Annotated in this window: 17 protein-coding genes; 8 read left to right on the forward strand and 9 right to left on the reverse strand. The window is 63.8% G+C overall.

Translation table 11 applies throughout. The annotated features are described in order from the left end of the window. Positions 1-187: 187 nt before the first annotated feature. From AC0L3P_RS04890 to AC0L3P_RS04905, 4 genes are all read left to right on the forward strand, one after another. Positions 188-607 (forward strand): hypothetical protein, encoded by a 420-nt coding sequence (locus AC0L3P_RS04890; RefSeq protein ID WP_354056176.1) that lies wholly within the window; start codon positions 188-190, stop codon positions 605-607. Between the two features lie 130 nt (positions 608-737). Then, a complete protein-coding gene (locus AC0L3P_RS04895; protein ID WP_473301177.1) occupies positions 738-2,456 on the forward strand; it encodes a thiamine pyrophosphate-requiring protein in 1,719 nt (572 codons plus the stop codon). Positions 2,457-2,570: 114 nt separating this feature from the next. Continuing rightward, positions 2,571-5,072, forward strand: a complete 2,502-nt coding sequence (locus AC0L3P_RS04900) for a GAF domain-containing sensor histidine kinase (RefSeq protein ID WP_473301141.1) — start codon at positions 2,571-2,573, stop codon at positions 5,070-5,072. 18 nt (positions 5,073-5,090) lie between these two features. Continuing rightward, entirely contained in the window at positions 5,091-6,914 is a 1,824-nt protein-coding gene (locus AC0L3P_RS04905) for an alpha/beta hydrolase (protein WP_473301142.1), read from the forward strand. On the opposite strand, the gene AC0L3P_RS04910 is transcribed toward AC0L3P_RS04905, so the two are convergent. From AC0L3P_RS04910 to AC0L3P_RS04920, 3 genes are all read right to left on the reverse strand, one after another. Beyond that, a complete protein-coding gene (locus tag AC0L3P_RS04910) occupies positions 6,797-8,377 on the reverse strand; it encodes an MDR family MFS transporter (RefSeq protein ID WP_473301143.1) in 1,581 nt (526 codons plus the stop codon). The two genes, AC0L3P_RS04905 and AC0L3P_RS04910, sit on opposite strands and share 118 nt — an antisense overlap. A 276-nt stretch (positions 8,378-8,653) precedes the next feature. Continuing rightward, positions 8,654-9,028, reverse strand: coding sequence for a tautomerase family protein (locus tag AC0L3P_RS04915; protein WP_473301144.1), 375 nt, complete (start codon positions 9,026-9,028; stop codon positions 8,654-8,656). Positions 9,029-9,083: 55 nt separating this feature from the next. Further along, positions 9,084-9,782, reverse strand: coding sequence for a glutathione S-transferase family protein (locus AC0L3P_RS04920; protein WP_473301145.1), 699 nt, complete (start codon positions 9,780-9,782; stop codon positions 9,084-9,086). 128 nt (positions 9,783-9,910) lie between these two features. On the opposite strand from AC0L3P_RS04920, the gene AC0L3P_RS04925 reads away from it, so the two are divergent. After that, positions 9,911-10,474 carry a TetR/AcrR family transcriptional regulator gene (locus AC0L3P_RS04925; RefSeq protein ID WP_473301146.1) on the forward strand — a complete coding sequence of 188 codons (564 nt, stop codon included), beginning with the start codon at positions 9,911-9,913 and terminating at the stop codon, positions 10,472-10,474. Positions 10,475-10,695: 221 nt separating this feature from the next. On the opposite strand, the gene AC0L3P_RS04930 is transcribed toward AC0L3P_RS04925, so the two are convergent. The 3 genes from AC0L3P_RS04930 to AC0L3P_RS04940 form a co-directional block, all read right to left on the reverse strand. After that, complete coding sequence (locus AC0L3P_RS04930) at positions 10,696-11,136, reverse strand: hypothetical protein (protein WP_473301147.1); 441 nt, start codon at positions 11,134-11,136, stop codon at positions 10,696-10,698. Beyond that, positions 11,109-11,786 carry a matrixin family metalloprotease gene (locus AC0L3P_RS04935; protein ID WP_473301148.1) on the reverse strand — a complete coding sequence of 226 codons (678 nt, stop codon included), beginning with the start codon at positions 11,784-11,786 and terminating at the stop codon, positions 11,109-11,111. Before AC0L3P_RS04935 ends, AC0L3P_RS04930 begins: the two co-directional genes overlap by 28 nt. Positions 11,787-11,953: 167 nt before the next feature. Further along, the gene (locus AC0L3P_RS04940; protein WP_275167752.1) at positions 11,954-12,469 is read right to left on the reverse strand and encodes a YcgN family cysteine cluster protein; all 516 of its coding nucleotides are present in this window, start codon (positions 12,467-12,469) and stop codon (positions 11,954-11,956) included. Positions 12,470-12,763: 294 nt separating this feature from the next. Between AC0L3P_RS04940 and AC0L3P_RS04945 the strand changes: the two genes are divergently transcribed. Genes AC0L3P_RS04945 through AC0L3P_RS04955 form a run of 3 tightly spaced genes read left to right on the forward strand, consistent with a single transcriptional unit; the run spans position 12,764 to position 16,237 of the window. Then, a complete protein-coding gene (locus AC0L3P_RS04945) occupies positions 12,764-15,052 on the forward strand; it encodes a transglycosylase domain-containing protein (protein WP_275167753.1) in 2,289 nt (762 codons plus the stop codon). A 25-nt stretch (positions 15,053-15,077) separates the two neighbouring features. Then, positions 15,078-15,656, forward strand: a complete 579-nt coding sequence (locus AC0L3P_RS04950) for a DUF1214 domain-containing protein (RefSeq protein WP_007593444.1) — start codon at positions 15,078-15,080, stop codon at positions 15,654-15,656. Continuing rightward, positions 15,653-16,237: a DUF1254 domain-containing protein gene (locus AC0L3P_RS04955; RefSeq protein WP_473301149.1), complete on the forward strand. Its 585-nt coding sequence runs from the start codon at positions 15,653-15,655 to the stop codon at positions 16,235-16,237. Before AC0L3P_RS04950 ends, AC0L3P_RS04955 begins: the two co-directional genes overlap by 4 nt. Positions 16,238-17,476: 1,239 nt before the next feature. Here the strand turns inward: AC0L3P_RS04955 and AC0L3P_RS04960 are convergent. From AC0L3P_RS04960 to AC0L3P_RS04970, 3 genes are all read right to left on the reverse strand, one after another. After that, positions 17,477-20,647, reverse strand: coding sequence for an efflux RND transporter permease subunit (locus tag AC0L3P_RS04960; protein WP_473301150.1), 3,171 nt, complete (start codon positions 20,645-20,647; stop codon positions 17,477-17,479). Then, the gene (locus AC0L3P_RS04965) at positions 20,644-22,068 is read right to left on the reverse strand and encodes an efflux RND transporter periplasmic adaptor subunit (RefSeq protein WP_473301151.1); all 1,425 of its coding nucleotides are present in this window, start codon (positions 22,066-22,068) and stop codon (positions 20,644-20,646) included. Before AC0L3P_RS04965 ends, AC0L3P_RS04960 begins: the two co-directional genes overlap by 4 nt. Positions 22,069-22,152: 84 nt before the next feature. Beyond that, complete coding sequence (locus tag AC0L3P_RS04970) at positions 22,153-22,545, reverse strand: FixH family protein (protein ID WP_275167757.1); 393 nt, start codon at positions 22,543-22,545, stop codon at positions 22,153-22,155. Positions 22,546-22,591: the final 46 nt, after the last annotated feature.

Genomic DNA, 22,591 nt, shown 5'->3' on the forward strand with positions numbered 1-22,591 from the left:
AGTTAGGGCGCAAGCGTTAAATTCCTCTTTGACTTGACCGCGCCTGGCTTGGTGCGCGGCGGGCCGGTCACGCTTTGTGAACCATACTCCCGGCTACGAAATCCGGGCTGCGGCGCTTTGAGGACGATGTGAGTCCTGATACCCTTCACACGTCAATCCACCAACCACAGCTGCTTGAAGGATGCGGATGAGAAGCGTGATGCTTTTGGCTTTCAGCCTCATCTTTGTGGGCGTCTGGTCGCAGGACAGCGCGCGAGGACAGACTTCGGCCGCGCCGCCGGTTTCGCTTTCTCCGCCCAATGCATCGCCGCCGCATGCGGGCGCTAAAAATTCCAGACCTCCGCCGGCAGCATCCATCAGAGAGGCTTCGCCGCCGGTCATCGGCGGGCTTCCATCGGCGCCGAACCCGGCCGTCGACTACGATGGCTTCAGCGTAGGCGCCGGCGACGGCAATGACACCTCGAGCCTGCTAGTCCCGCCGGTGAGGTCTCGCACGGCGAAGGGGTCCAGAGCCGATCCGGGTGCTAAAGGCGCCGCTGAGCAACTGATTGATCAAGAAGACGAGGCGTTGAAACGCAAGCTGATGATCTGCCAAAGCTGCAAGTAGCAGTCGTAGCGGATGGAGCGCAGCGAAATTCGTCATTGGTCTTTCCGGTGGAACGGCCCCGGATTGCGCTGCGCTCCATCCGGGCTACGGCAGCCTGCTGCATGGCTGACCTACCTCCGCGGGCATCGAGCTGTGCTTTACCCTACGCCAATTTCCTGATCCTCTCTCCCCTAATCAGCCGGACCAACCGGCCTGCCCCAGGGAGAGAGACGCCATGAAGCTCGGCACCGCGATTGCGGAAATCATGAAGCGCGAGGGGATCGAGATCCTCTGTGGCTATCCGGTCAACCATCTGATCGAGCATGCGGCGAAGGCCGATATCCGGCCGGTGATGGTACGGCAGGAGCGCGTCGGCATCCACGTGGCGGATGCGATCTCGCGGGTGACATCGGGACGCTCGATCGGCGCGTTCTGCATGCAGCATGGCCCCGGTGCGGAGAATGCGATGGGCGGCGTCGCGCAATGCTACGGCGAATCCGTTCCCGTGCTGGTGCTGCCGATGGGCTATCAGCGCAGGCTTGCGCATATCGAGCCGAACTTCAATTCCAGCGAGGCGATGAAGGCGTTTTCGAAATCGTCGGAACCGATCATCCTCGCCGCGGAAGTCGCCAACATTTTTCGCCGCGCCTTCACCAAGCTGAAAAACGGCCGCGGCGGGCCTGTCATCGTCGAGATCCCCGCCGACATGTGGAACGAAGATGTACCGGAGCCGCTGAACTACACGCCTGTGCTGCGCACCCGCTACGGCGCGGACCCCGTTCATGTGAAGGAGGCGGCCCACCTGCTCGTCAACGCCAAGCGCCCGGTGATCTATGCCGGCCAGGGCGTGCATTACGCGCAGGCCTGGCCGCAGTTGAAACGGCTGGCCGAACGGCTCGCCATTCCCGTCACCACCAGCCTTGGGGGCAAATCGTCCTTGCCGGAAACGCATCCACTCTCGCTTGGCTCCGGCGGCCTTGCGGTGCCGCGCGCGGTGCCGAAGTTTCTGGCCGACGCCGACGTCATTTTCGGCATCGGCTGCTCCTTCACTGAAACAAGCTTCGGCATTGCGATGCCGAAAGACAAAACCATCATCCACTCGACGCTCGATCCGAACCATCTCAACAAGGATGTGGAAGCCAGGATCGGCCTCGTCGGCGATGCCGGGCTCGTGCTCGACGCGCTGCTGGAGGAAATCGGCAAGACCGTCACCGCGGATCGCGACGCATCGGCGGTGGCAGCCGAGATCGCGGCCTCGCACAAGGAGTGGCTGGCGAAATGGATCCCGAAGCTCACCAGCAATGATGCGCCCTTGAGCCCCTATCGCGTACTGTGGGACTTGCAACACACCGTCGACGTGGGCAACACGATCATCACCCACGATGCCGGCAGTCCGCGCGACCAGCTCTCGCCGTTCTGGAAGTCGGTCGAGCCCCTCACCTATCTCGGCTGGGGCAAGACGACGCAACTCGGCTACGGTCTTGGGCTCGCAATGGGCGCGAAACTCGCAAAGCCCGACAAGCTCTGCATCAATGTCTGGGGCGACGCGGCGATCGGCTTCACCGGAATGGATTTCGAGACCGCGGTGCGCGAGCGCATCCCGATCATGTCGATCCTGCTGAACAATTTTTCGATGGCGATCGAATTGAAGGTGATGCCGGTCTCGACCGAGAAATATCGGTCGACCGACATTTCCGGCGACTACGCCGCGATGGCACGCGCCTTCGGCGGCTATGGCGAGCGGGTGACGAGACCCGAGGACATCATCCCCGCGATCAGGCGCGGCATCCAGAAGACGCAGGAAGGCGTTCCCGTGCTGCTGGAGTTCATCACCAGCAAGGAGACCGAGGTGTCGCGGCCGGGCACGTAAAACTGGCCGGATTCTGGCCACAAAACTCGCTGTCGCGGACGCTGGCTCCGGCCGCAGGAGATGTGATAATCCGCGTTGGTGCCGCGCATGTCGCGGCAGCAAGCCGGATTGCGAATGACCACCCCTTCCGACGACATCGAGGAATTCGAGCGCCTGTTGCAGTCGGCAGCAGCCGAAAACGCGCAGCTTCGAAGCGAGCTTGCGACTGCGCGCGATCGTCAGAGCGCCAGTGCCGGGATTCTGCGCACCATCGCGGCCTCTCCGTCCGATGCCCGGCCGGTCTTCGAGGCGATCGCGTCCAGCTCCAGGCGTTTGCTCGGCGGCTTCTCGGCCACCGTGCTTCAGTTCATCGAGGACGAGCTCCACCTCGTGGCGTTCACACCAACCAGCCCCGAGGCGGACGAAGGGCTCAAGGCGTCGTTCCCGCGCAAGATTGCCGACTTTCCGACCTTCGCGCTGGTGCGTGGCGGCGAGACGATCCAGTTTCCAGATAGCGAAGCCGCGGAGGTCCCGGAGCTGAACCGGAACCTTGCGCGGCTGCGCGGCTTCCGCAGCGTGCTGTTCATGCCGCTGATGAATCGGGGTACGCCCGTCGGCATGATCAGCGTCACGCGCGCGGAGCCCGGCGCGTTCGCAGCCGACCTCGTCCAGCTGCTCCAGACCTTTGCCGACCAGGCGGTGATCGCGATCGAGAATGCGCGGTTGTTCAACAAGACACGCGAGACGCTCGAGCGCCAGACCGCCACCGCCGACATCCTGAAAGTGATGGCCGCTTCACCGTCCGACGTACAGCCGGTGTTCGATGCCATTGCCGCCAATGCCAACCGGCTGATCGGCGGCTTCTCCACGGCGGTGCTGCGCTATATCGGCGGCGCCGCGCACCTTGCGGCGTTCACGCCGACCGATCCCGCCGGCGATCGCGTGCTGCAGGCCTCGTTCCCGGTGCCATTCGCGCAATTCCCGCCCTACCAGCTCGTCGCCGATGGTGTAGCGGCGCAATTGCCCGACACCGAGGTCGAACCGGCGGCTCGCGACATCGCACGCGCCCGCGGCTACCGCAGCATGCTGTTCGCGCCCTTGATGAGCGACGGCGAGGCCATCGGAATCATCATCGCCACGCGGCGCGCGACCGGCGCGTTCGGCGAGCATCATGTGCGGCTGCTGCAGACCTTCGCCGACCAGGCGGTGATCGCGATCAAGAATGTCAGCCTGTTCAATACCACGAGGGAGGCGCTGGAACGGCAGACCGCGACCGCCGACATCCTCAAGGTGATCGCGGCCTCGCCCGCGGATGTGACGCCGGTGTTCCAGGCGATCTCCGACAGCGCCAAGTCCCTGGTCGGCGGACATTCCTCCACCGTCACGCGCGTCATCGACGGCCTGCTGCACCTGGCCGCCTTCAGCACCGACAACGCAGCCGGCAACGAAGAGCTGCTCAGCTCGTTCCCGGCGCCGCTGTCGGCGTCCGGCATTCACAGCCGCGTGGCAAGAAGCGGAGAGTTCGCATTCCGCAGCGACATGCAGAACGAGCCCGATCTCACGGACGCCATGAGAGAGCTGGCGCGGACGCGAGGTTATCGCAGCATCCTCGTGATCCCGATGCTCCGCGACGGCGTCGCGATCGGCACCATCGGCGTGACGCGGCCGGAGGCCGGTCCCTTCCCGGACAAGGCGATCGCCCTGCTCAAGACCTTTGCCGACCAGGCCGTGATCGCCATCGAGAACACGCGCCTGTTCAACGAGGTGCAGGACCGCACCAGGGACCTCGCCAAATCGCTCGACGATTTGCGCGCTGCCCAGGACCGGCTGGTCCAGACCGAGAAGCTGGCCTCGCTCGGCCAGCTCACCGCTGGCATCGCGCACGAGATCAAGAATCCGCTCAACTTCGTCAACAATTTTGCATCGCTCTCCGCCGAACTGACGGACGAACTTAACGAGGCGCTGGCGCCGCTCCCGCTCGCTGACAACGTCCGCAGCGAGGTCGACGAGCTGACCGGGCTCCTGAAGGACAATCTCGCGAAAATCGTGCAGCATGGCAGGCGCGCCGACTCCATCGTCAAGAACATGCTGCTGCATTCCCGCGAGAGCGGCGGCGAGCATCGGCTGAGCGACATCAACGCGCTGGTCGAGGAGAGCCTCAACCTCGCCTATCACGGCGCCCGCGCCGAGAAGCCGCAGTTCGACGTGACGCTGAAGCGCGAGCTCGATCCGGCGGCCGGGCAAGCGGAAGTGTTTCCGCAGGAGATCACCCGGGTGCTGCTGAACCTGATCTCGAATGGCTTCCACGCGGTGGCCAAGCGCAAGTCGGATGACGGCGCCGCCGATTACGAGCCGGTGGTGATCGCCGCGACACGCGACCGGGGCGACAGCATCGAGATCCGCATCCGCGACAATGGCACCGGCATTCCGCACGAGGTAAAAGAAAAGATGTTCGATCCGTTCTTCACCACCAAGCCGGCCGGCGAAGGCACCGGCCTCGGATTGTCGATGAGCCACGATATCGTGGTCAAGCAGCACGGCGGCACCATCGACGTCGCGACGGAGCCGGGCAAGTTCACGGAATTCACGATCGGGCTGCCGCGACAGAGCAGTTTTTCAGACAAGAACAAGAGATAGACTCGCCCGGAGGATGCCGTGACGAATCTGGCTTGGCTCGTTCGACGGCAATTGCTCTCGCTGTCCGGTGTCGGCCTCATGCTGGGCGCTCTGTTCTTTGCTGCCGCGCTGACGCCGACGCTGATTCCTCGGAGCTATCTCACGCAAGGCGCGCTTGCCGGCGGCTGTTTTGCGATCGGCTATTTCGCCGGCGTGCTGTGGCGCCGGCTATGGCACTATCTCGAATTGCCCGAACCTTCGCCGCGGGCGAGATCGATTGCGAATGCGCTGGTCACGGTCGGTTGCCTGCTGGTCGTCGTTATCTTCCTGCGGCGAACCGCCGAATGGCAGAATTCGATCCGCACAGTGATGAAGATGATGCCGGTCGAGACCGCGCATCCGCTCAAGGTCTGCGTCATCGCCCTGATCACGTTCGCCGTTCTGCTGGTGCTGTACCGGCTGTTCGCGTTTGTCGCCCGCTTCCTCGCCGTACGCACAAAGCGCGTCATTCCGCGGAAGCTCGCCAATGTCCTCGGCGTGCTGATCGCAGGCCTGCTGTTCTGGTCGATCGCCAGCAACGTCCTGGTCCGGACCGCGTTCAACGCGCTCGACTCCTCCTTCCGCGAACTCGACGCCCTGCAGGAGCCCGAGCGGCCGCAACCGGCCGCCCCCGATCGAACCGGGAGTTCTGCGTCGCTGGTGAAGTGGCAGGAACTCGGGCGCATGGGGCGCCGGTTCATTGCCTCGGGCCCGAACGCGACAGAGATCAGCGCCGTTACGGGACAGCCCGCGCAGGATCCCGTGCGCGTCTATGTCGGTCTCGGCAGCCGCGACACGGCCCAGGCGCGCGCCAGGCTTGCGCTTGAGGAGCTCAAGCGCCAGCACGGTTTTCAACGCAAGGTCCTGATCGTCATTACGCCGACCGGCACCGGCTGGGTCGATCCCTCCGCGATGGATACGGTGGAATATCTCCACCATGGCGATGTCGCGAGCGTCGCGATGCAATATTCGTATCTCAACAGCCCGCTGTCGCTGCTGTTTCAGCCCGAATACGGAGCGGAGGCGTCGCGTGCGCTGTTCGCCGAAATCTACGGCTACTGGACGAGCTTGCCCAAGGACAGGCGGCCAAAGCTGTATCTGCACGGGCTCAGCCTCGGCGCCATGAACTCGGAAAAATCCGCAGAATTGTTCGAAACAATCGGCGATCCCATCGCCGGCGCACTATGGAGCGGAGCGCCATTCGAGAGCCGCATCTGGCGCTCGATTACCGATAACCGCAATCCAGGATCACCGGCGTGGCTGCCAAAATTCCGCGACGGCCGCTTCGTGCGCTTCATGAACCAGAACGGGCCGCCGGTGCCGCCGGATACGCCCTGGGGCCCGATGCGCGTGGTCTATCTGCAATATGCCAGTGACGCGATCACATTCTTCGGCTACGGCGACGCCTATCGGGCGCCGGCCTGGATGGACGCGCCGCGCGGGCCTGACGTATCGTCGGAACTGCGATGGTACCCCATCGTCACGATGCTGCAGCTCGCTCTCGACATGGCGGTCGCAACCAACACGCCGATGGGTTTTGGCCATGTCTACGCGCCCGAACACTACGTCGATGGCTGGGTCGCGGTCACAGATGTCGGCGATTGGTCTGCCGAAGCGCTCGCACGGCTCAAGCAGAGCTCGCGGCGAAAGCGCGGAAGACGGGCGCGGGCAATGGCGACGACGATCCCGACCGCGGTGGCTAACCCTTACTCCGCCATCTCCACCTGCTGCGTGACGGAGGGACCGGCCAGCGGGCGCTCCTCCATCATGATCAGGCAGAGCGCGGCGCCGGCCATCAGCGCCGTGGCGGCGCCGAACACGTAACGGAACGCATGCCGCATGTCGTCGGCGGGGATCGCATTGACGGCGCCGTGATGCTCGCCGGCGAGCGGAACGTCGGCACCGAGCGCGATGAGCAGGATGGCCGCGAACGCCGCGACCGTGAACGATGACATCAGCGAGCGGAAGAAGTTCAACGCGCCGGTGATGGTGCCGACCTGCGGACGGGCGACCGAATTCTGCACCGAGACCACGCAGACCGGAAAGGTGGTGCCGAGGCCAAGCGCAAATGCAGCCATCAGCGTCAGCAGCGCCCATAGCGGCAACGTCGTCAAGGTGAGGCCGAGGCCGCACAGCGCAGCCCAGGACGTTCCGACAATGGCGACCCGCTTGTAGTGCTTGGCGCGCGCCATGGTGCGACCGGCGACGGCTGCGCCGACGGTCGAGACCGCCGCGAGCGGGATCAGCGCAAGGCCGGCTTCGCTGGCGCTGAGATGATAGACCGCCTCGTAATAGAGCGGCAGCTGCACGGTGAGGCCCGTGATCGCACCGAGCGCGCAGCCGCCGGCCATAAGCCCGAACGGCACAACCGATCCTCCGAGCAGCGGCAGCGGCAGGAACGGCTCGTCCGCGCGGCGCGCGTGCCACACGAAGGTGACCGCGAGCGCGACGGCTCCGCCCACCATCGCAAGCACGGTCGGCGAGAGCCACGGGAAGCGCGTGCCGCCCCAAGTCAGCACCAGCATGAAGACGACGGCGGAGGCCATCAGCAGCACGCCACCCAGCCAGTCGACCTTGCGCTTGCGGTGGAACACCGGGATCTTCTTCATCCTGGGCAACAGCAGCGCGATCGCAGCAGCTGCGAGCGGCACATTGATCCAGAAGATCATCGACCAGTGCAGATGCTCGGCGAACACGCCGCCGATGACCGGGCCGAGAATGCCGCCGACCATCCAGACGCTGGAGAAATAGGCTTGATATTGGCCGCGCTCGCGCGGGCTCACGACGTCGGAGATCACGGTCTGCACCACCGGCATGATGCCGCCGCCACCCAGCCCCTGGAGCCCGCGCGCAAGAATCAGCATCGGCAGGTTCGGAGTGATTGCGCACAGCACCGAGCCCGCGACGAACAGGCTGAGCGAGATGATGATCATCACGCGGCGGCCGTAGATGTCGCTGAGCGTGCCGAACACCGGCGCGACCGCGGTCGAGGCGAGCAGATAGGCGGTGATGACCCAGGAGAGATTGGAGACGTCGTGGAACTGACGTCCGATGGTCGGCAGTGCGGTCGCGACGATGGTCTGGTCCAGAGCGGCCAGGAACATCGTCAGCATCAGGCTGATGACGATGGTGCGGACCTCGTCCTGCGACAGTGGCGCCGGCGGCGCAAGCGAGGGAGCGTCATCGACGCTCAAGACCTCGCTCGGAAGCCGCGACAATTCCTCGGCGATATCGTCGGGCAATGTCTGGGTGTCGGCAGAACTGTTCTGCCGCTCGAACTTGTTCATCTCGATCGGGGGCCATGAGGCGGCGCAACGCCGCGAAGGATTCGTTCTATGCAGCCCAATGTAGACAGCAAAGTTCTTCTCAGGCAGGCACTGCGGCGCATGGGAGCATCCCAAAGTCGGGCCATCACGACGATTTGGTGTGAGAGCCGCAGGACCCCGGTCGCTGCCGGCAGCCCTAAGCGGCCCGCATTCGCCACGACGAATAAATGCGAGCCGCCTGATGGAACGAAGGAGGCTTTGCCTCCCTCTTCACCGTTACGGCTCAGACTCAGCCGATCACCAGGGCTGGCCGTCGCCAAACGACCAGTCCTCTTTGTCCACAAAGACCATGTTGATCATGATGTCGTCTGGGCGGACGGCCAGCTTGGTTTTCAACTCGTCGGCGACGAACCGGTAGAAGGCTAACTTCGTGTCTCTCTGGTTTCCGACAGTGCTGGTCACCTGGATCAGCATGAAGTCGGGGGACCGACTGAAGCCGAGAAATTTAGGATCATAGATCAGGTTGTCGCCGGTGTGCTCACCGACAACCACGAAGCGGTCACCGTCGGGCGCCTTAAGGATATCGATAATGCCCGTGTAGACGATGTCGGCCACGGCGGCGCGGTATTCGGGGGTTTTACCCTGGATCAGATCGATACGTGCGAACGGCATGGTAGCCTCCTTCAGATTGAGTTTCGGATTGAGGGTGGGTCGAGGGGGTGAGCGTTCAGGCCCGATTATCGAGCTCGGGCACGCCACTGTTCCGGTCGGCATAGGCGGCCAGAAAGGTCGGCCGGCGCTGCCAACGCTGCCAGAAGGCATCGATGTGCTCGAAGCGCTCGTCGAGCGGAGTGGCGTTCACCGGAAACTTCGAGAAGGCGATCGCTGTCGCCATGGTGATATCCGAGAAGGTCGGTGCGTCGCCGCCCAGCAGCCACTCGCGGCCGTCCGCTAGATGCCGATCGACAAGCGCGGCGTGAGTCAGCGCCACCTTGCGGGAATGCTCGCCCCACGCCGGATTGCTGGTCAGTTCCAGCTTCGGCCCGAGACCCTGGTGCAGCACATGGAAGGCGGTGACAATGGGATAGAGGATGTGCACCCACACCCGGTTGTCCCACATCTGGTCGAGGCCGCGCTCGTGGGGCGTTGCGCCCATAATCTTGCGACCGTCGAAGGTGTCGTCGAGGTAACGCGCGATGGCGGAGGTCTCGCTGAGAAAGGCGCCGTCCGCGAGCGCCAGGGTCGGGGTCTCGCCCCACTGGTTCATCTTGAGGTGCTTCCAGCCGCGCTGCTCGCCGACCGGCGACATATCGTAGATCGTCTCATCGAACCGATCGGCGATACCTTTCTCGTGCATGAAGATGCGCAAACGCTGCGGATTGGGAAAGGCCGAGGGAGAGGTGAAGAGCTTGAGTTTGTCGGTCATGGCGAGTCTCGCTTTGTGCTGGCAAATCACCTGCCTGTCAGATGACAGGTAACTGACTACGACTCGAAACTTGTCCTGTCAACCCCTATCTGTCATATGGTAGGTGACATTCGAATATGGCGAGAACGATGAAAGAGAATGCGAAGGAAGCGATCCTGACGGCAGCGCGGGAAGCGGCGATGGCGTACGGCTATGGCGGCATAAACTTCCGCGATCTGGCGCAAACCGTGGGTATCAAGGCCGCCAGCATAAACTACTATTTCGCCAACAAGGCCGCGCTCGGCGAGGCCGTTGCGAAGCGTTATTGGGAAGATATCGCCCGCGACCTGGACGCGATCACGGCCGCGGCTCAAAGCCCGATCGTCGCCTTGCGCCGTTACCCTGATATTTTCCGAGCGTCGCTTGAGCGCGATAATAGGATTTGCCTTAGCAGTTTCATGGCCACCGAATACGACGAGCTTCCCGAAGCGGTATTGAAGGAGGTCCAGGCCTTTGCCGACGTCAATGTCGCATGGCTGAGCAAGCAACTGACGGCTGCGAAGGTGATCAAGCCCGAAGAGAGTGAGGCAAGAGCTCGCGCGATCTATGCTGCCGTCGCCGGTGCTCAAATCGTCGCGAGGAGTCGCTCCAATATCTCCCTCTTTGACTCGCTCATCGAGAGCTATCACGCGGCGGGCCTTCTGCCAGGGTAAGCAAGGCTTCTGGCCCCGGCACAGGTGTCGGCGCCGCCCGACGGTTCTCGCCAAGAGCGGCTTCAAGCCCGCCCGAACGGCGCTGCGAGACGAGCCGGCATTCCGGCAGGTTTCCGCCCCAAGCGAATTTCAGGAGGTCGGCTTACCAGACAGCGGCCGTGGCGACGCCATCTCCCGATCAGGTTTTTGCAAAGCCTGCCCTGCGACGCCCCAGGGCAACTTTAGGAAAACATCAGTGCCGTCTTGCCCGAGGGGTCTGGATGCACCAGTCGCAACCGGGCGATATAGCCTCGGCCGGCGAACAATTTGTAGGAAATCTTCGCGTTTCGATCCTCGCCGCTATCATCGTCACCCGCGAGAAACCGCGGCGTTCCGTTCACGTCCTCGAAGAGAACCAACGTTGCGTCAGACGGCCCTTTGGTCTCGATGGTATATTTGCGTGAGGCGCTGGGTTTGATCGCGTAGTCCATCTGCTGACCAGCGGCGAGATCGACCACGGCCGGATGGAAGGGCTGAAGCGTCGTCAAGGCCGGCTGTAGCGGCGGATACCAACGGCGGATCCACTGCTTGTCTCCGGCGGAGAGCGTCCCCGGAGGAACCAGACCATTGGTCTCGTATGGCTTCGGCTCCGCAATCAGCCCCGGCTCAAACTCGTATTCCATGATGGAATCCGGGTCCCATGTTGAACCCTGTACCTGCTGCGGGGTGAGCTTCTCCAGAATGTTGTGAAACGTCGTCGAGCGGCTCCACTTGTTGGGCGGAGCGCCCAGCGGCTTGTAAACAGCCTCCTCATCCCACTTGATGCCGGCGAAGGGTTTTGATGCTCGTGCTCCATGCCAAGCACGTGTCCGAGTTCGTGCAGCGCAGTGCCGCTGCCATATTGCGAGGTCAGATCCCAGCCATACACGGTGGTCGGTTCGGTCTGGGATACCTGCAGCACGTCCCTGCCAACCTGCGACGCCGACGATCCGTCTGTCACTGAATAGCCAATTCGCACCTCGGCTTCAGCGAGTTGGGAGACCTCCTGGAATTCGAGGCCGATGCCTACCGCCTTCCACTTCGCGAAGGCCTTGCGTACCGCGTCCGCGTGGGCCCTGGGAACTTCAAAATGACCCGAGGTGAAAAAGCAGTAGTGCAGGACCGTGCCGTTCACCCACTTGGATCGGCTCGCGAGAATCGCACGTGCGCGAAGTGGGTCGGCCATGACAGCCGGACTGAGTTGCGGCGGGACTCTCGGGCCGTTCTGACAAAATAGCCGGGCCTGACTTTTGACAACGGGAGATTTCTTCGCCTGCTTTTGCGATTTTGCCATATGCATCTCCAAAAGATTTGCGCCCCCGGGTGGGGACTGAAAACAGAAGGCAACAGAAAAAACGGCATCGTAAAACGACGCCAGTCTATCACAATCTCAGATTGTATCAATATGCTGCGCCAAGGGCTGGGCGTCCGCTCCGGCGCGACCTCAATCTCGCAGCCGGATCAGTCCTTCGGACGTCGCTTCAGGCGGGCCCGTTTCGGCAGCTGCGCCGGCCATTGCACGATGTGGTTCTCGAGCTCCTCGTCCGGGATCTCCACCTCGCTGCCTTCGACCCGTCCGCGTACGGAGACGCCGGCCTCATGCACCGTGTCGGGATCGCCTGACACCAGCGGATGCCACCAATAGAGGTCGCGCCCTTCCGCAACGAGCTTGTAGCCGCAGCTTGGCGGCAGCCAGTTCAGGGTGCGGACATTGGCCGGGGTCAGGCGGACGCAGTCCGGAACCTTGTCGGAACGATTCGCATAGTCCTTGCAGCCGCAGGTCACCCCATCGAGCAGCTTGCAGCCGACATGGGTGAAGTAGATGTCGCCGGTGCCCTCTTCCTCGAGCTTGTTCAGGCAGCAGCGGCCGCAGCCGTCGCACAGGCTCTCCCATTCGGGCCCCGACATCTCTTCCAACGTCTTGGTTTTCCAGAAGAATCCTTCCTGGCCTGAAGGTCGTTTGGGAGCTGCGGTCATGCGCCTCAACAAAAGTTCGAAAGAGCTACGGCTGGTGCCATCTAGGGCGTGCCGCCCTGGGGCTGCAAGCAACGCCCGCGTGAGGCCCGTAATGAACCGGGGTCAATTAGGCCTGTTGTTCAAAATCGCAAGCGTGACCATTGGTTTATAGGCCCTGCTCGGCTAGAAGGAACAGCAAGTCCCCACCGTCGCTGGCCGGGCGCCTTGGGTTTGCCGCAACACTCCCGCAAGACGTCTCGATGCCGCCCCGGCCGGGTGCTTGAACGCTTTCGAACCAAGCCGCAAGGGTTCTAGGTGCGCCAGATCATACCACCGCATTGGAAAGCCCGGATCCGGAATTTCTTCCTGGATCTCGATGCGCGCATCGACTCCTCGCTGTTCTCCTCGGCCAAGGGCATCCGCGAGCTCTACGAGCGCTACTCGACCTTCATGGACCGCTTCTATGTCGGGCGGTGGAAGCGCTGGGTATTCATCGAGCCGCTGTCGGAGGCTGCGACCCTCGGCCTCGGCGGCCTGGTTGTGATGCTAACCCTCGCCATCCCCGCCTTCCGCGAGACCGCGGACGAGGACTGGCTGAAGAAGTCCGACCTCGCGGTGACTTTCCTCGACCGTTACGGCAACCCGATCGGCAGCCGCGGCATCAAGCACAACGATTCGATCCCGCTGGAAGATTTTCCGGACGTGCTGATCAAGGCGACGCTCGCGACCGAGGACCGCCGCTTCTACGAGCATTTCGGCATCGACATCGCCGGCACCGCCCGCGCTCTCGTCACCAACGCCCAAGCCGGCGGCGTCCGCCAGGGCGGCTCCTCGATCACCCAGCAGCTCGCCAAGAACCTGTTCCTGAGCAACGAGCGCACCATCGAGCGCAAGGTCAACGAAGCCTTCCTCGCGGTCTGGCTGGAATGGCGTCTGACCAAGAACGAGATCCTCAAGCTGTATCTCGACCGCGCCTATATGGGCGGCGGCACCTTCGGCGTCGACGGCGCCGCGCATTTCTACTTCAACAAGTCGGCACGCGACGTGACGCTCGCCGAAGCCGCGATGCTCGCCGGCCTGTTCAAGGCACCGACCAAATACGCGCCCCACATCAACCTGCCCGCCGCCCGCGCCCGCGCCAACGTGGTGCTCGACAATCTCGTCGACGCCGGCTTCATGACCGAGGGCCAGGTGTTCGGCGCCCGCCGCAATCCCGCCTTCGCGGTCGACCGCCGCTACGAGGCGTCGCCGAATTATTATCTCGACTACGCCTTCGACGAGATGCGCAAGCTGGTCGACACCTTCCCGAAATCCTACACCGAGCGCGTCTTCGTGGTCCGGCTCGCGATCGACACCAATGTGCAGAAGGCGGCGGAAGACGCGGTCGAGAACCAGCTGCGCCAGTTCGGCCGCGACTATCACGCGACCCAGGCCGCGACCGTCGTCTCCGATCTCGACGGCGGCATCCGCGCCATGGTCGGCGGCCGCGACTACGGCGCCAGCCAGTTCAACCGCGCCACCGACGCCTATCGCCAGCCGGGCTCGTCGTTCAAGCCTTACGTCTACACCACCGCGCTCCTCAACGGCTTCACGCCGAATTCGATCGTGGTCGACGGCCCGGTCTGCATCGGCAATTGGTGCCCGCAGAACTATGGCCATTCCTATTCCGGCTCGGTGACGCTGACGCAGGCGATCACGCGTTCGATCAACGTGGTGCCCGTCAAGCTGTCGATCGCGATCGGCCAGAAGAACGAGCCCAAAGCGCAGAACCCGGCCAAGGTCGGCCGCGCCAAGATCGTCGAGGTCGCCCGCCGCTTCGGCCTCAAGGCGCCGCTGCCCGACACGCCGTCGCTGCCGATCGGCTCGGACGAAGTCACCGTGCTCGAGCACGCGGTGGCGTATGCGACCTTCCCCAACCGCGGCAAGGCGGTGACGCCGCATTCCGTGCTGGAAGTGCGCACCGGCGCCGGCGATCCGGTCTGGCGCTGGGACCGCGACGGGCCGAAGCCGCGCCAGGCGATTCCCGCCTCCGTTGCCGCCGACATGGCCGGCATGATGAGCCACGTCGTCAGCGAAGGCACGGCGCGTCGCGCAGCCCTCGACGGCATCCCGACCGCGGGCAAGACCGGCACGACCAATGCGTATCGCGACGCCTGGTTCGTCGGCTACACCGGCAATTTCACCTGCGCGGTCTGGTACGGCAATGACGACTATTCGCCGACCAACCGCATGACCGGCGGCTCGCTGCCGGCGCAGACCTGGCACGACATCATGCTCGCGGCGCATCAGGGCGTCGAGGTGCGGGAAATCGCCGGCATCGGCATGGGCCAGAAGCTGCCGCCCGAGCGGATCGCCAACGCGCAGGCCAATGCGGCGCCGAAGGTGCTGGAGACCAAGCCCGGTCCGCCGCCGGTATTGACCAAGCGCGGCGCCGACGTTTTGGTCCGCGTCGAGAAGCTGCTGGATGACGCGGCCAGGACCGCGACCAAATCGGCGGCCACCGATCCCAAGCAAGCCAAGCCGGCATCGTCCACGAGCGCGCTCGCCTTCCCGCAGAACTATGCGGAAGAGAATGCGAACGCATCCGCCCCGCGCAAGAACTAATCGAAACAAGAACTGATCGAAACAAGTGCGGCTGATCCTGATCACATTGACGGCCCTTCTGCTCGCAACCGTGGTGGGCGTCGGCGCGACCTGGATGACCACGACGCGCGGCACCGAGATCGGCGCGCTGACCATCGGCCCCTGGACCGCGCGTCCGCGCACCGGCACCGCCGACGTCGATCCCTATTCGCGCGCCACCATCGTGCGCAACGGCGAGCTGCCGATCGGCACCGGCGACGGCGTCGCCTTCACCGCGACCGCCGACGACAAGAAGAAGGTGCTCGACGGCCGCTGCGACGTCGTGGTCTCCGGCGTGACGCCGCCGGCGCGGTTCTGGACGCTGACGCTCTACGACCGCAAGGGTCATCTCGTCCCCAATTCGCTGCAGCGCTACGGCTTCACCAGCCAGGAGATCGTGCGGCAGTCCGACGGCTCGTTCGAGATCCGCATCGCCTCGCGCTCGCGCGCCGGCAACTGGCTGCCGACCGGCGGCATCGAGCGCTACGCGCTGATGCTGCGGCTCTACGACACCCCGGTCGGCGTTGCCACGCGCACCCAGCGCGATGCGCCGATGCCCACCATCACGACGGCGGGCTGCTCATGATCCGGCTGTTGTTCACCATCGTTGCCGGCGTGGTGCTGGGCCTTGTGGTCCATCTCGTCAGCGTGCTGGCGCTGCCGCGGATCGCGACCCAGGACGCTTATTCGCGGCTGACGCCGATGACCAAGCTCAACGGCGTCACGCAGCTTCCGCTTGCCGATCCCAGCACCTCGCCGATGCCGTTCATGGATCCGGCCTTTGCGCTGGCGATCTGCCGCTACGATCTGTCGAACGGGCCGATCAAGCTGACGGTCCCCGTCAGCCAGGCCTACACCTCGGTGTCGTTCTACACCCGCAACGAGATCGCCTATTACGCCATCAACGACCGCTCGGCCGGCAAGAAGGTGATCGAGCTCGACCTGATGACCGAGCCGCAGCACAACGAGCTGCCCGAGGACGAAGAGATCACCGCCGCCGACCGCCTGATCATCGATTCCCCCAGCACCACCGGCCTGATCGTGATGAAGGCGCTCGCCCCAGAGCCCGGCCTGATGCCGCAGGCGCAAGGCTCGCTCGCGGCCGCGAGCTGCGGACCGCAGACCGACCCGCCGGCCAAGGCGGAAGCGCCGCGCGGACGGCGCTAAAGCGCGTCGCTTCGGCAGGCCGCAAAACAAAAAGCGCGAAAACAACCCCATGCACAGTAGCGAGGGTGTTGAAATCATTCGCCATTTTGGTTGCACCAAATAGGCGTTTGCCGGACCCATCCATCCCTGCCCGTCGCGCTGTTCAGCTTTGACACGTCGGGCAAAACACTGGCAGAATGGCAGCATCGAAAGTTCACCCGCGCGGAGCAATCCGCCGCGGGTTTTTTCTTGCTGGAGCCTCACCGAACATGGCCTGAATCCCTGCAGGGCGGTGTCACCGTCAGGTCGGTGGCTGTAGTCCTGGCGAGTTGAGCCAATCATCTAACGACAAGCTTGTTTCAGCCCAGCGTGCGCGTCTGAGGGCGGCATCTCTCACTGGCCCTGGCGGGAGCAGTTCCGCGGCTGAGCGAAGACGAACGGCCATTTCTGCAAGCCCCTCTTCGTGGGATTCATTGATCTTGCGCCGCTGGCTCACTGCACGATCGGTTCCGGAGGAGGCGGGAGCGCAAGCAGGCGTTCTCATCACCGATAACAGCCACTGATCGGGCGGTGACGTCGGAACGTAGATATTGGTGGAAGCTTCCGTCAGCGCATTATTGCACACAAGCGGCAGAGAGCGGTTCACGTTGGCGGCACTTCCTCCTGCAGCGTGCATGGATCAGGTTGGAGTCACCAAGCTTCACGCATCCCGATCGTGCGGGGAACAAGGTGAGGGCATGCAGGTTGACCTTGCGGCAGGGAAAGTTGTCATGAGCGAAGAAGAGCTTACCAGCAGAGCCGAGCGCGCCCTCGTTACCATTGCGCTCAGCTTGACGATGCTTGTTCTTTGCGTCGGAGCTCTGATCTGTCGCTAGCGCGTTGCTGTGCGCTGCTCGGTGTTTGCCCAATCCTACCGCTCTTCGGTCGGATGCACCCATTTGTACGAGGTGATGCTTTGCGTTGCGGTCAGCTTGATCATGTGGACAGGCGGAGCGGAACGTCCCTCCTATGAAGACGGCCCGGCTCGCGATGACAAATTATCGATTGTTGGGGGGCCGGAACGGCCGAACACCACTACCCCTCGCGTTGTGGAAAACCGGACGGCGATGCGAATCCTCCGCGCAGCGCGCCTCCGCCTTTGACACGTCGGGCAAAACACTGGCAGAATGGCATCATCGAAAGTTCACCCGCGCGGAGCAATCCGCCGCGGGTTTTTTGTTGGCGGAGACGTTGCCGAGAACGACGACCTTCGCCGCCCACCTATTCGGCGGCTTGCGGAACGCGCATGGTCCATTCATCGGCAAGAGCCGATCGTTCGCCCGGTGGAAGCCCCCGCCCCTTCACCAGGCCGAAAATCGCGGGGATCACGACGAGCGTCAGCAGTGTCGATGACGTCATGCCGCCGATCATGGGCACCGCAATGCGCTGCATGATCTCCGATCCGGCCCCGGTGCTCCACATGATCGGCAGCAGACCGGCCATGATCGCGACCACCGTCATCATCTTGGGCCGCACGCGCTCGACCGCACCCACCATGATGGCATCGTGAAGGTCTCGTCGGGTAAAGACCCTGCCGTCAGCGCTACACCTGGCTTTTGTCTCGACCAGCGCGTGATCGAGATAGATCAGCATCACCACGCCCGTCTCGGCGGCAACGCCGGCGAGAGCGATGAAGCCGACCGCGACGGCAACGGACAGGTTGAAGCCGAGCCACCACATCATCCAGATGCCGCCGACCAGCGCGAACGGCAGTGACAGCATCACGATGAGCGTCTCGGTCATCGCCCGGAAGTTCAGGTACAGCAGCAGGAAGATGATCGTGAGCGTCACCGGAACGACGATTTTCAGGCGGGCGGCGGCGCGCTGCAGATATTCGTATTGGCCGCTCCAGATCACGTAATAGCCGGCCGGAAACTTGATGCTTTCGCTGACGGCGCGCTGCGCATCGGCGACATAGCTCCCGATGTCCCGATCCCGGATATCGACGTAGATGTAGGTGGCAAGCTGGCCGTTCTCCGTCCGGATCGAGGTCGGCCCGCGTGCCGGCTCGACCTTGGCGACCTCGCCGAGCGGCACGGCGCCGGCCGAAGGCATCGGCACCAGGATGTCGCTGGCGATGGCCTTGGGATTGTCGCGGAGGTCACGCGGATAGCGCATGTTCACCGTGAACCGCTGCCGGCCTTCCACGGTCGTCGTGACTGTCTGACCACCGAGCGCGGCAGCGATGGTGTCCTGAACGTCCTGGATCAATATGCCGTAACGGGCGAGCACCTCGCGATCCGGAACGATCTCGAGATAATAGCCGCCGATGCCGCGTTCGGCGTAGGCCGACGACGTGCCGGGCACGGTTTTGATGACGCGTTCGATCTGCTTCGCGAGCCGGTCGATCTCGCCGAGATCCGTTCCCATGACCTTGACGCCGACCGGCGTGCGGATGCCGGTGGAGAGCATATCGATGCGCGCCTTGATCGGCATGGTCCAGGCGTTGGAGACGCCCGGAAATTGCAACGCCTTGTCCATCTCGGCAACAAGGCCGTCGACGGTAAGGCCGGAACGCCACGCCTCTTTCGGCTTGAGGTTGACGATTGTTTCAAACATCTCCGTCGGCGCGGGATCGGTCGCAGTGGCGGCTCGCCCCGCCTTGCCGTAGACCGAAGCGACTTCCGGGAACGATTTGATGATGCGGTCCTGCATCTGCATCAGCTCGGCTGCCTTGGTGACCGAAATGCCGGGCAGCGTCGTCGGCATGTAGAGCAGCGTTCCCTCGTTCAGCGCCGGCATGAACTCCGTGCCGAGCTGGCGCGCCGGCCAGATTGTCACCGCAAGCACGACGAGCGAAGCCAGGATGACCAGAGTCTTGGCGCGCAGAACTCCCTTGATCACGGGACGATAGACCCAGATCAGGAAGCGATTGATGACGTTCCTGCTCTCCGGGACAATCCTGCCGCGGACGAAGATCACCATCAGCGCCGGCACCAGGGTGACGGACAGCAGGGCCGCAGCGGCCATGGAGAAGGTCTTCGTGAACGCCAGCGGGCTGAATAATCGCCCCTCCTGCGATTCCAGGGTGAAGATCGGCATGAACGACACGGTGATGATCAGCAGGCTGAAGAACAGCGCAGGCCCGACCTCGGATGCTGCGTCGATCAGAATCTGCACGCGAGACTGATGAGGCCTCGCCCGTTCGAGGTGCTTATGTGCGTTCTCGATCATGACGATGGCGGCGTCCACCATGGCGCCGATCGCGATCGCGATACCGCCGAGGCTCATGATGTTCGATCCCAGCCCGAGCAGCTTCATGGCACCGAACGCCATCAGCACGCCGACCGGCAACATCAAGATCGCGACGAGCGCACTGCGGACATGCAGAAGGAACACGATGCAGACGAGCCCAACGACGATGCTCTCCTCGAACAGGGTGTGCTTGAGGGTATCGATGGCCGCGTAGATTAGGTTCGACCGGTCGTAGACCGGCACGATCTCGACCGATTTCGGCAGGCTGCTCGCGATCTCCCCGAAGCGCTTCTTGACGTTTTCGATGACGTCGAGTGCGTTGACGCCGAACCGCTGCAGCACGATCCCGCTTGCAACCTCGCCCTCGCCGTTCAATTCGGCGATGCCTCGCCGCTCGTCCGGTCCGAGCTCGACGTTGGCGACGTCCCGCAGCAACACCGGCGTGCCGTTGCTCGTCTTCAGGACGATGTTGCCGAGATCGTTGATGCTCTTGATGTAGCCCCTGCCGCGGATGACGTATTCGAACTCGGAGAGCTCGACGGTGCGCCCGCCGACATCGGCGTTGCTGGCGCGGATCGCCTCGCGTATTTTTTGCATGCTGATGCCGCGGTCGCGCATCCGCTGCGGGTCGAGGACCACGTTATACTGCTTGACGAAACCGCCGATGCTGGCGACGTCGGCGACGCCATCGGCCTTGGCCAGCGCGAACTTCAGATTCCAGTCCTGGATCGTGCGCGTGTCCGCCAGGTTCAATTCCTTCGATATGACGGCGTATTGGTAGACCCAGCCGACGCCGGTCGCGTCGGGCCCGATGGTCGGGGTGACACCGGCAGGAAGCCTGGACGACGCACCGTTGAGGAATTCCATCACGCGCGAGCGGGCCCAGTAGATGTCGGTGCCGTCCTCGAAGATCACGTAGACGAAAGAGACGCCGAAGAACGAGAAGCCGCGCACGACTTTCGATTTCGGCACGGTGAGCATCGCCGTCGTCAGCGGATAGGTGACCTGATCCTCGATCACCTGCGGCGCCTGCCCGGCATACTCGGTGTAAACGATGACCTGCGTGTCCGAGAGGTCCGGGATCGCATCCAGCGGGAGGTGAACCAGGGCATAGAGGCCGGCGGCGGCAGCGAAGCCGGTACCGAACAGCACGAGCAACAGATTGCGCGCCGACCAGGCGATGACACGGGCAATCATTTGCGATCTCCCGTTGCGTTACCAGGGCCGACGTCGGTGACGGGGGACGCCGCCTCACCAAAACCCTTCAGCGCCGCTTTGAGGTTGCTTTCCGCATCGATCAGAAAATTGGCGGAGGTAACCACCGCCTCGCCGACCGAAAGACCCTCCCGCACCTCGACATAACCGCCGCCGCGACGGCCCAGCCTAACCTCCCGCGGCTCGAAACGCCCTTCCCCTGTGTCGACGAGGACGCTCTGCCGGCTGCCGGTGTCGAGCACCGCGCTGTCCTGTATCGCCAGGACGGGCGCGGCGTCGGCCGTGTCGATGTCGGCATCGACGTACATGTCCGGCAGCAGCACCGCGTCCGGGTTGGCAAGCTCGATCCGGACACGAACGGTTCGCGTGTCGCGGTTCACCTGCGGATAGACAACGGCGATCTTCCCGGTGAAGGTTCGGCCGGGGAAACTGCGTGCGCGTACCGCGACCGACTGCCCCACCGCGATGTCGCCGAGATCGCGCTCGGCCACGTCGACCAGCGCCCAGACGACCGAGGTGTCCGCGATCCGGAACAGCACGTCGCCGGGATTGGCCCGCATACCTTCGATCGCGCCGCGCTCGAGCACGATCCCATCGCGCGGCGCAGACCAGCGTATGGTGACGGGCGAGGTGTGCGTCCTGTCCATCTCCGCGATAACCGCGTCGGGAACATCGAGATTGATCAGCCGCTGTCGCGAGCCGCGGCCATACGTCTCAACGCCGCCGACCGTCTTGGAGGTGATCGTCGCGAGATATTCCGCCGCGGCGGAAGCGACCGCCGAACTGTAGATTTCCATCAACGGCTGGCCCGCCTTCACGCGCGTCCCGGTGGTCACGTCGGCGACCTTCTGCACGAAGCTTTCGGCGCGCATCGCGATCACCGACACGCGGCGCTCATCGAGTTGGATCGTACCGGGCGCCTTCACCGAGACCCGGATCGAGCGACGCTCGACCGGCTCGGACTTCACGCCCGTGCGCTGGATCTTGCCGGGCGACAGCTTCACGGTGCCGTCGTCGGTGTCGTCGCCTTCGTAAACGGGGACATAATTCATCCCCATCGAATCCTTCTTCGGCACCGGCGAGGTGTCGGGCAGCCCCATGGGATTGCGGTAGTAGAGGATTTTCCGCGAGGACGCCTGCTGCGGCTTCGGTACGGCCCGGACCGCCTGATCGTCGTCATAGACCGGCAGGTAGTCCCGGCCGCGCTCGTCCTTCTTCGGACCAGCAGACCAAAGCGGCGCGCCGCCCGGATGGCGGTAATAGAGCGGAGTTGGCTCGGCGGCAGCGGCAGCGGATATGATGTCGGCATCGAGGAGCCCGCGCGCACGGCTCAAATGCCAGTAGCCGGCCAGGGCCAGGCCGCCGCCCAGCGCAAGAGCAGTCAGGAGACGCAGCGTTTTCATGTGGTGTATCCGCGCGCCCGGGAGCGCGCTTCCATGTGAATGAAAAAAGGGAATGTCGGGCGCCGCCGGGCAGCGCCCGAACGCTCACTTGGTCGCGGTGACGATCACCTTGCCGATGACGGTCTCGGGTTCGCCCTGCACCTTCGCCGATAGCGTGATCTGGTAGCGGCCGGCCATCGGCAGGTCTGTCTTGAAGGCGTACACACCGGGTTCCTTGGAGGGCAGCGGTGCGACCGGCGACTCCATCTCGGCCATCCCGTCCGGGGCCATGTCGACGCGGGTCTTGAAGACGACCGCGTCCGGCACGGGCTTGCCGGTCTGCTTGTTCGTCAAGCGAACGGCGAGCGTGACGTCTTCACCCTTCTTCATCTGCGGATTGACGGGGTCGAAGGCGTAGTCGCCGGCGCCGGCAAGCGCGGCGGAAGCGGCAAGCGAAAGGGTGGCCGCGAGAGCCGCGGTGCTGAATCTGGAAAGCATTGTCCTGTCCTCATGAATTGATCTATCGCCGTGGCGCGGGAAGCGC

Source organism: Bradyrhizobium sp. WSM4874, from assembly GCF_055811835.1.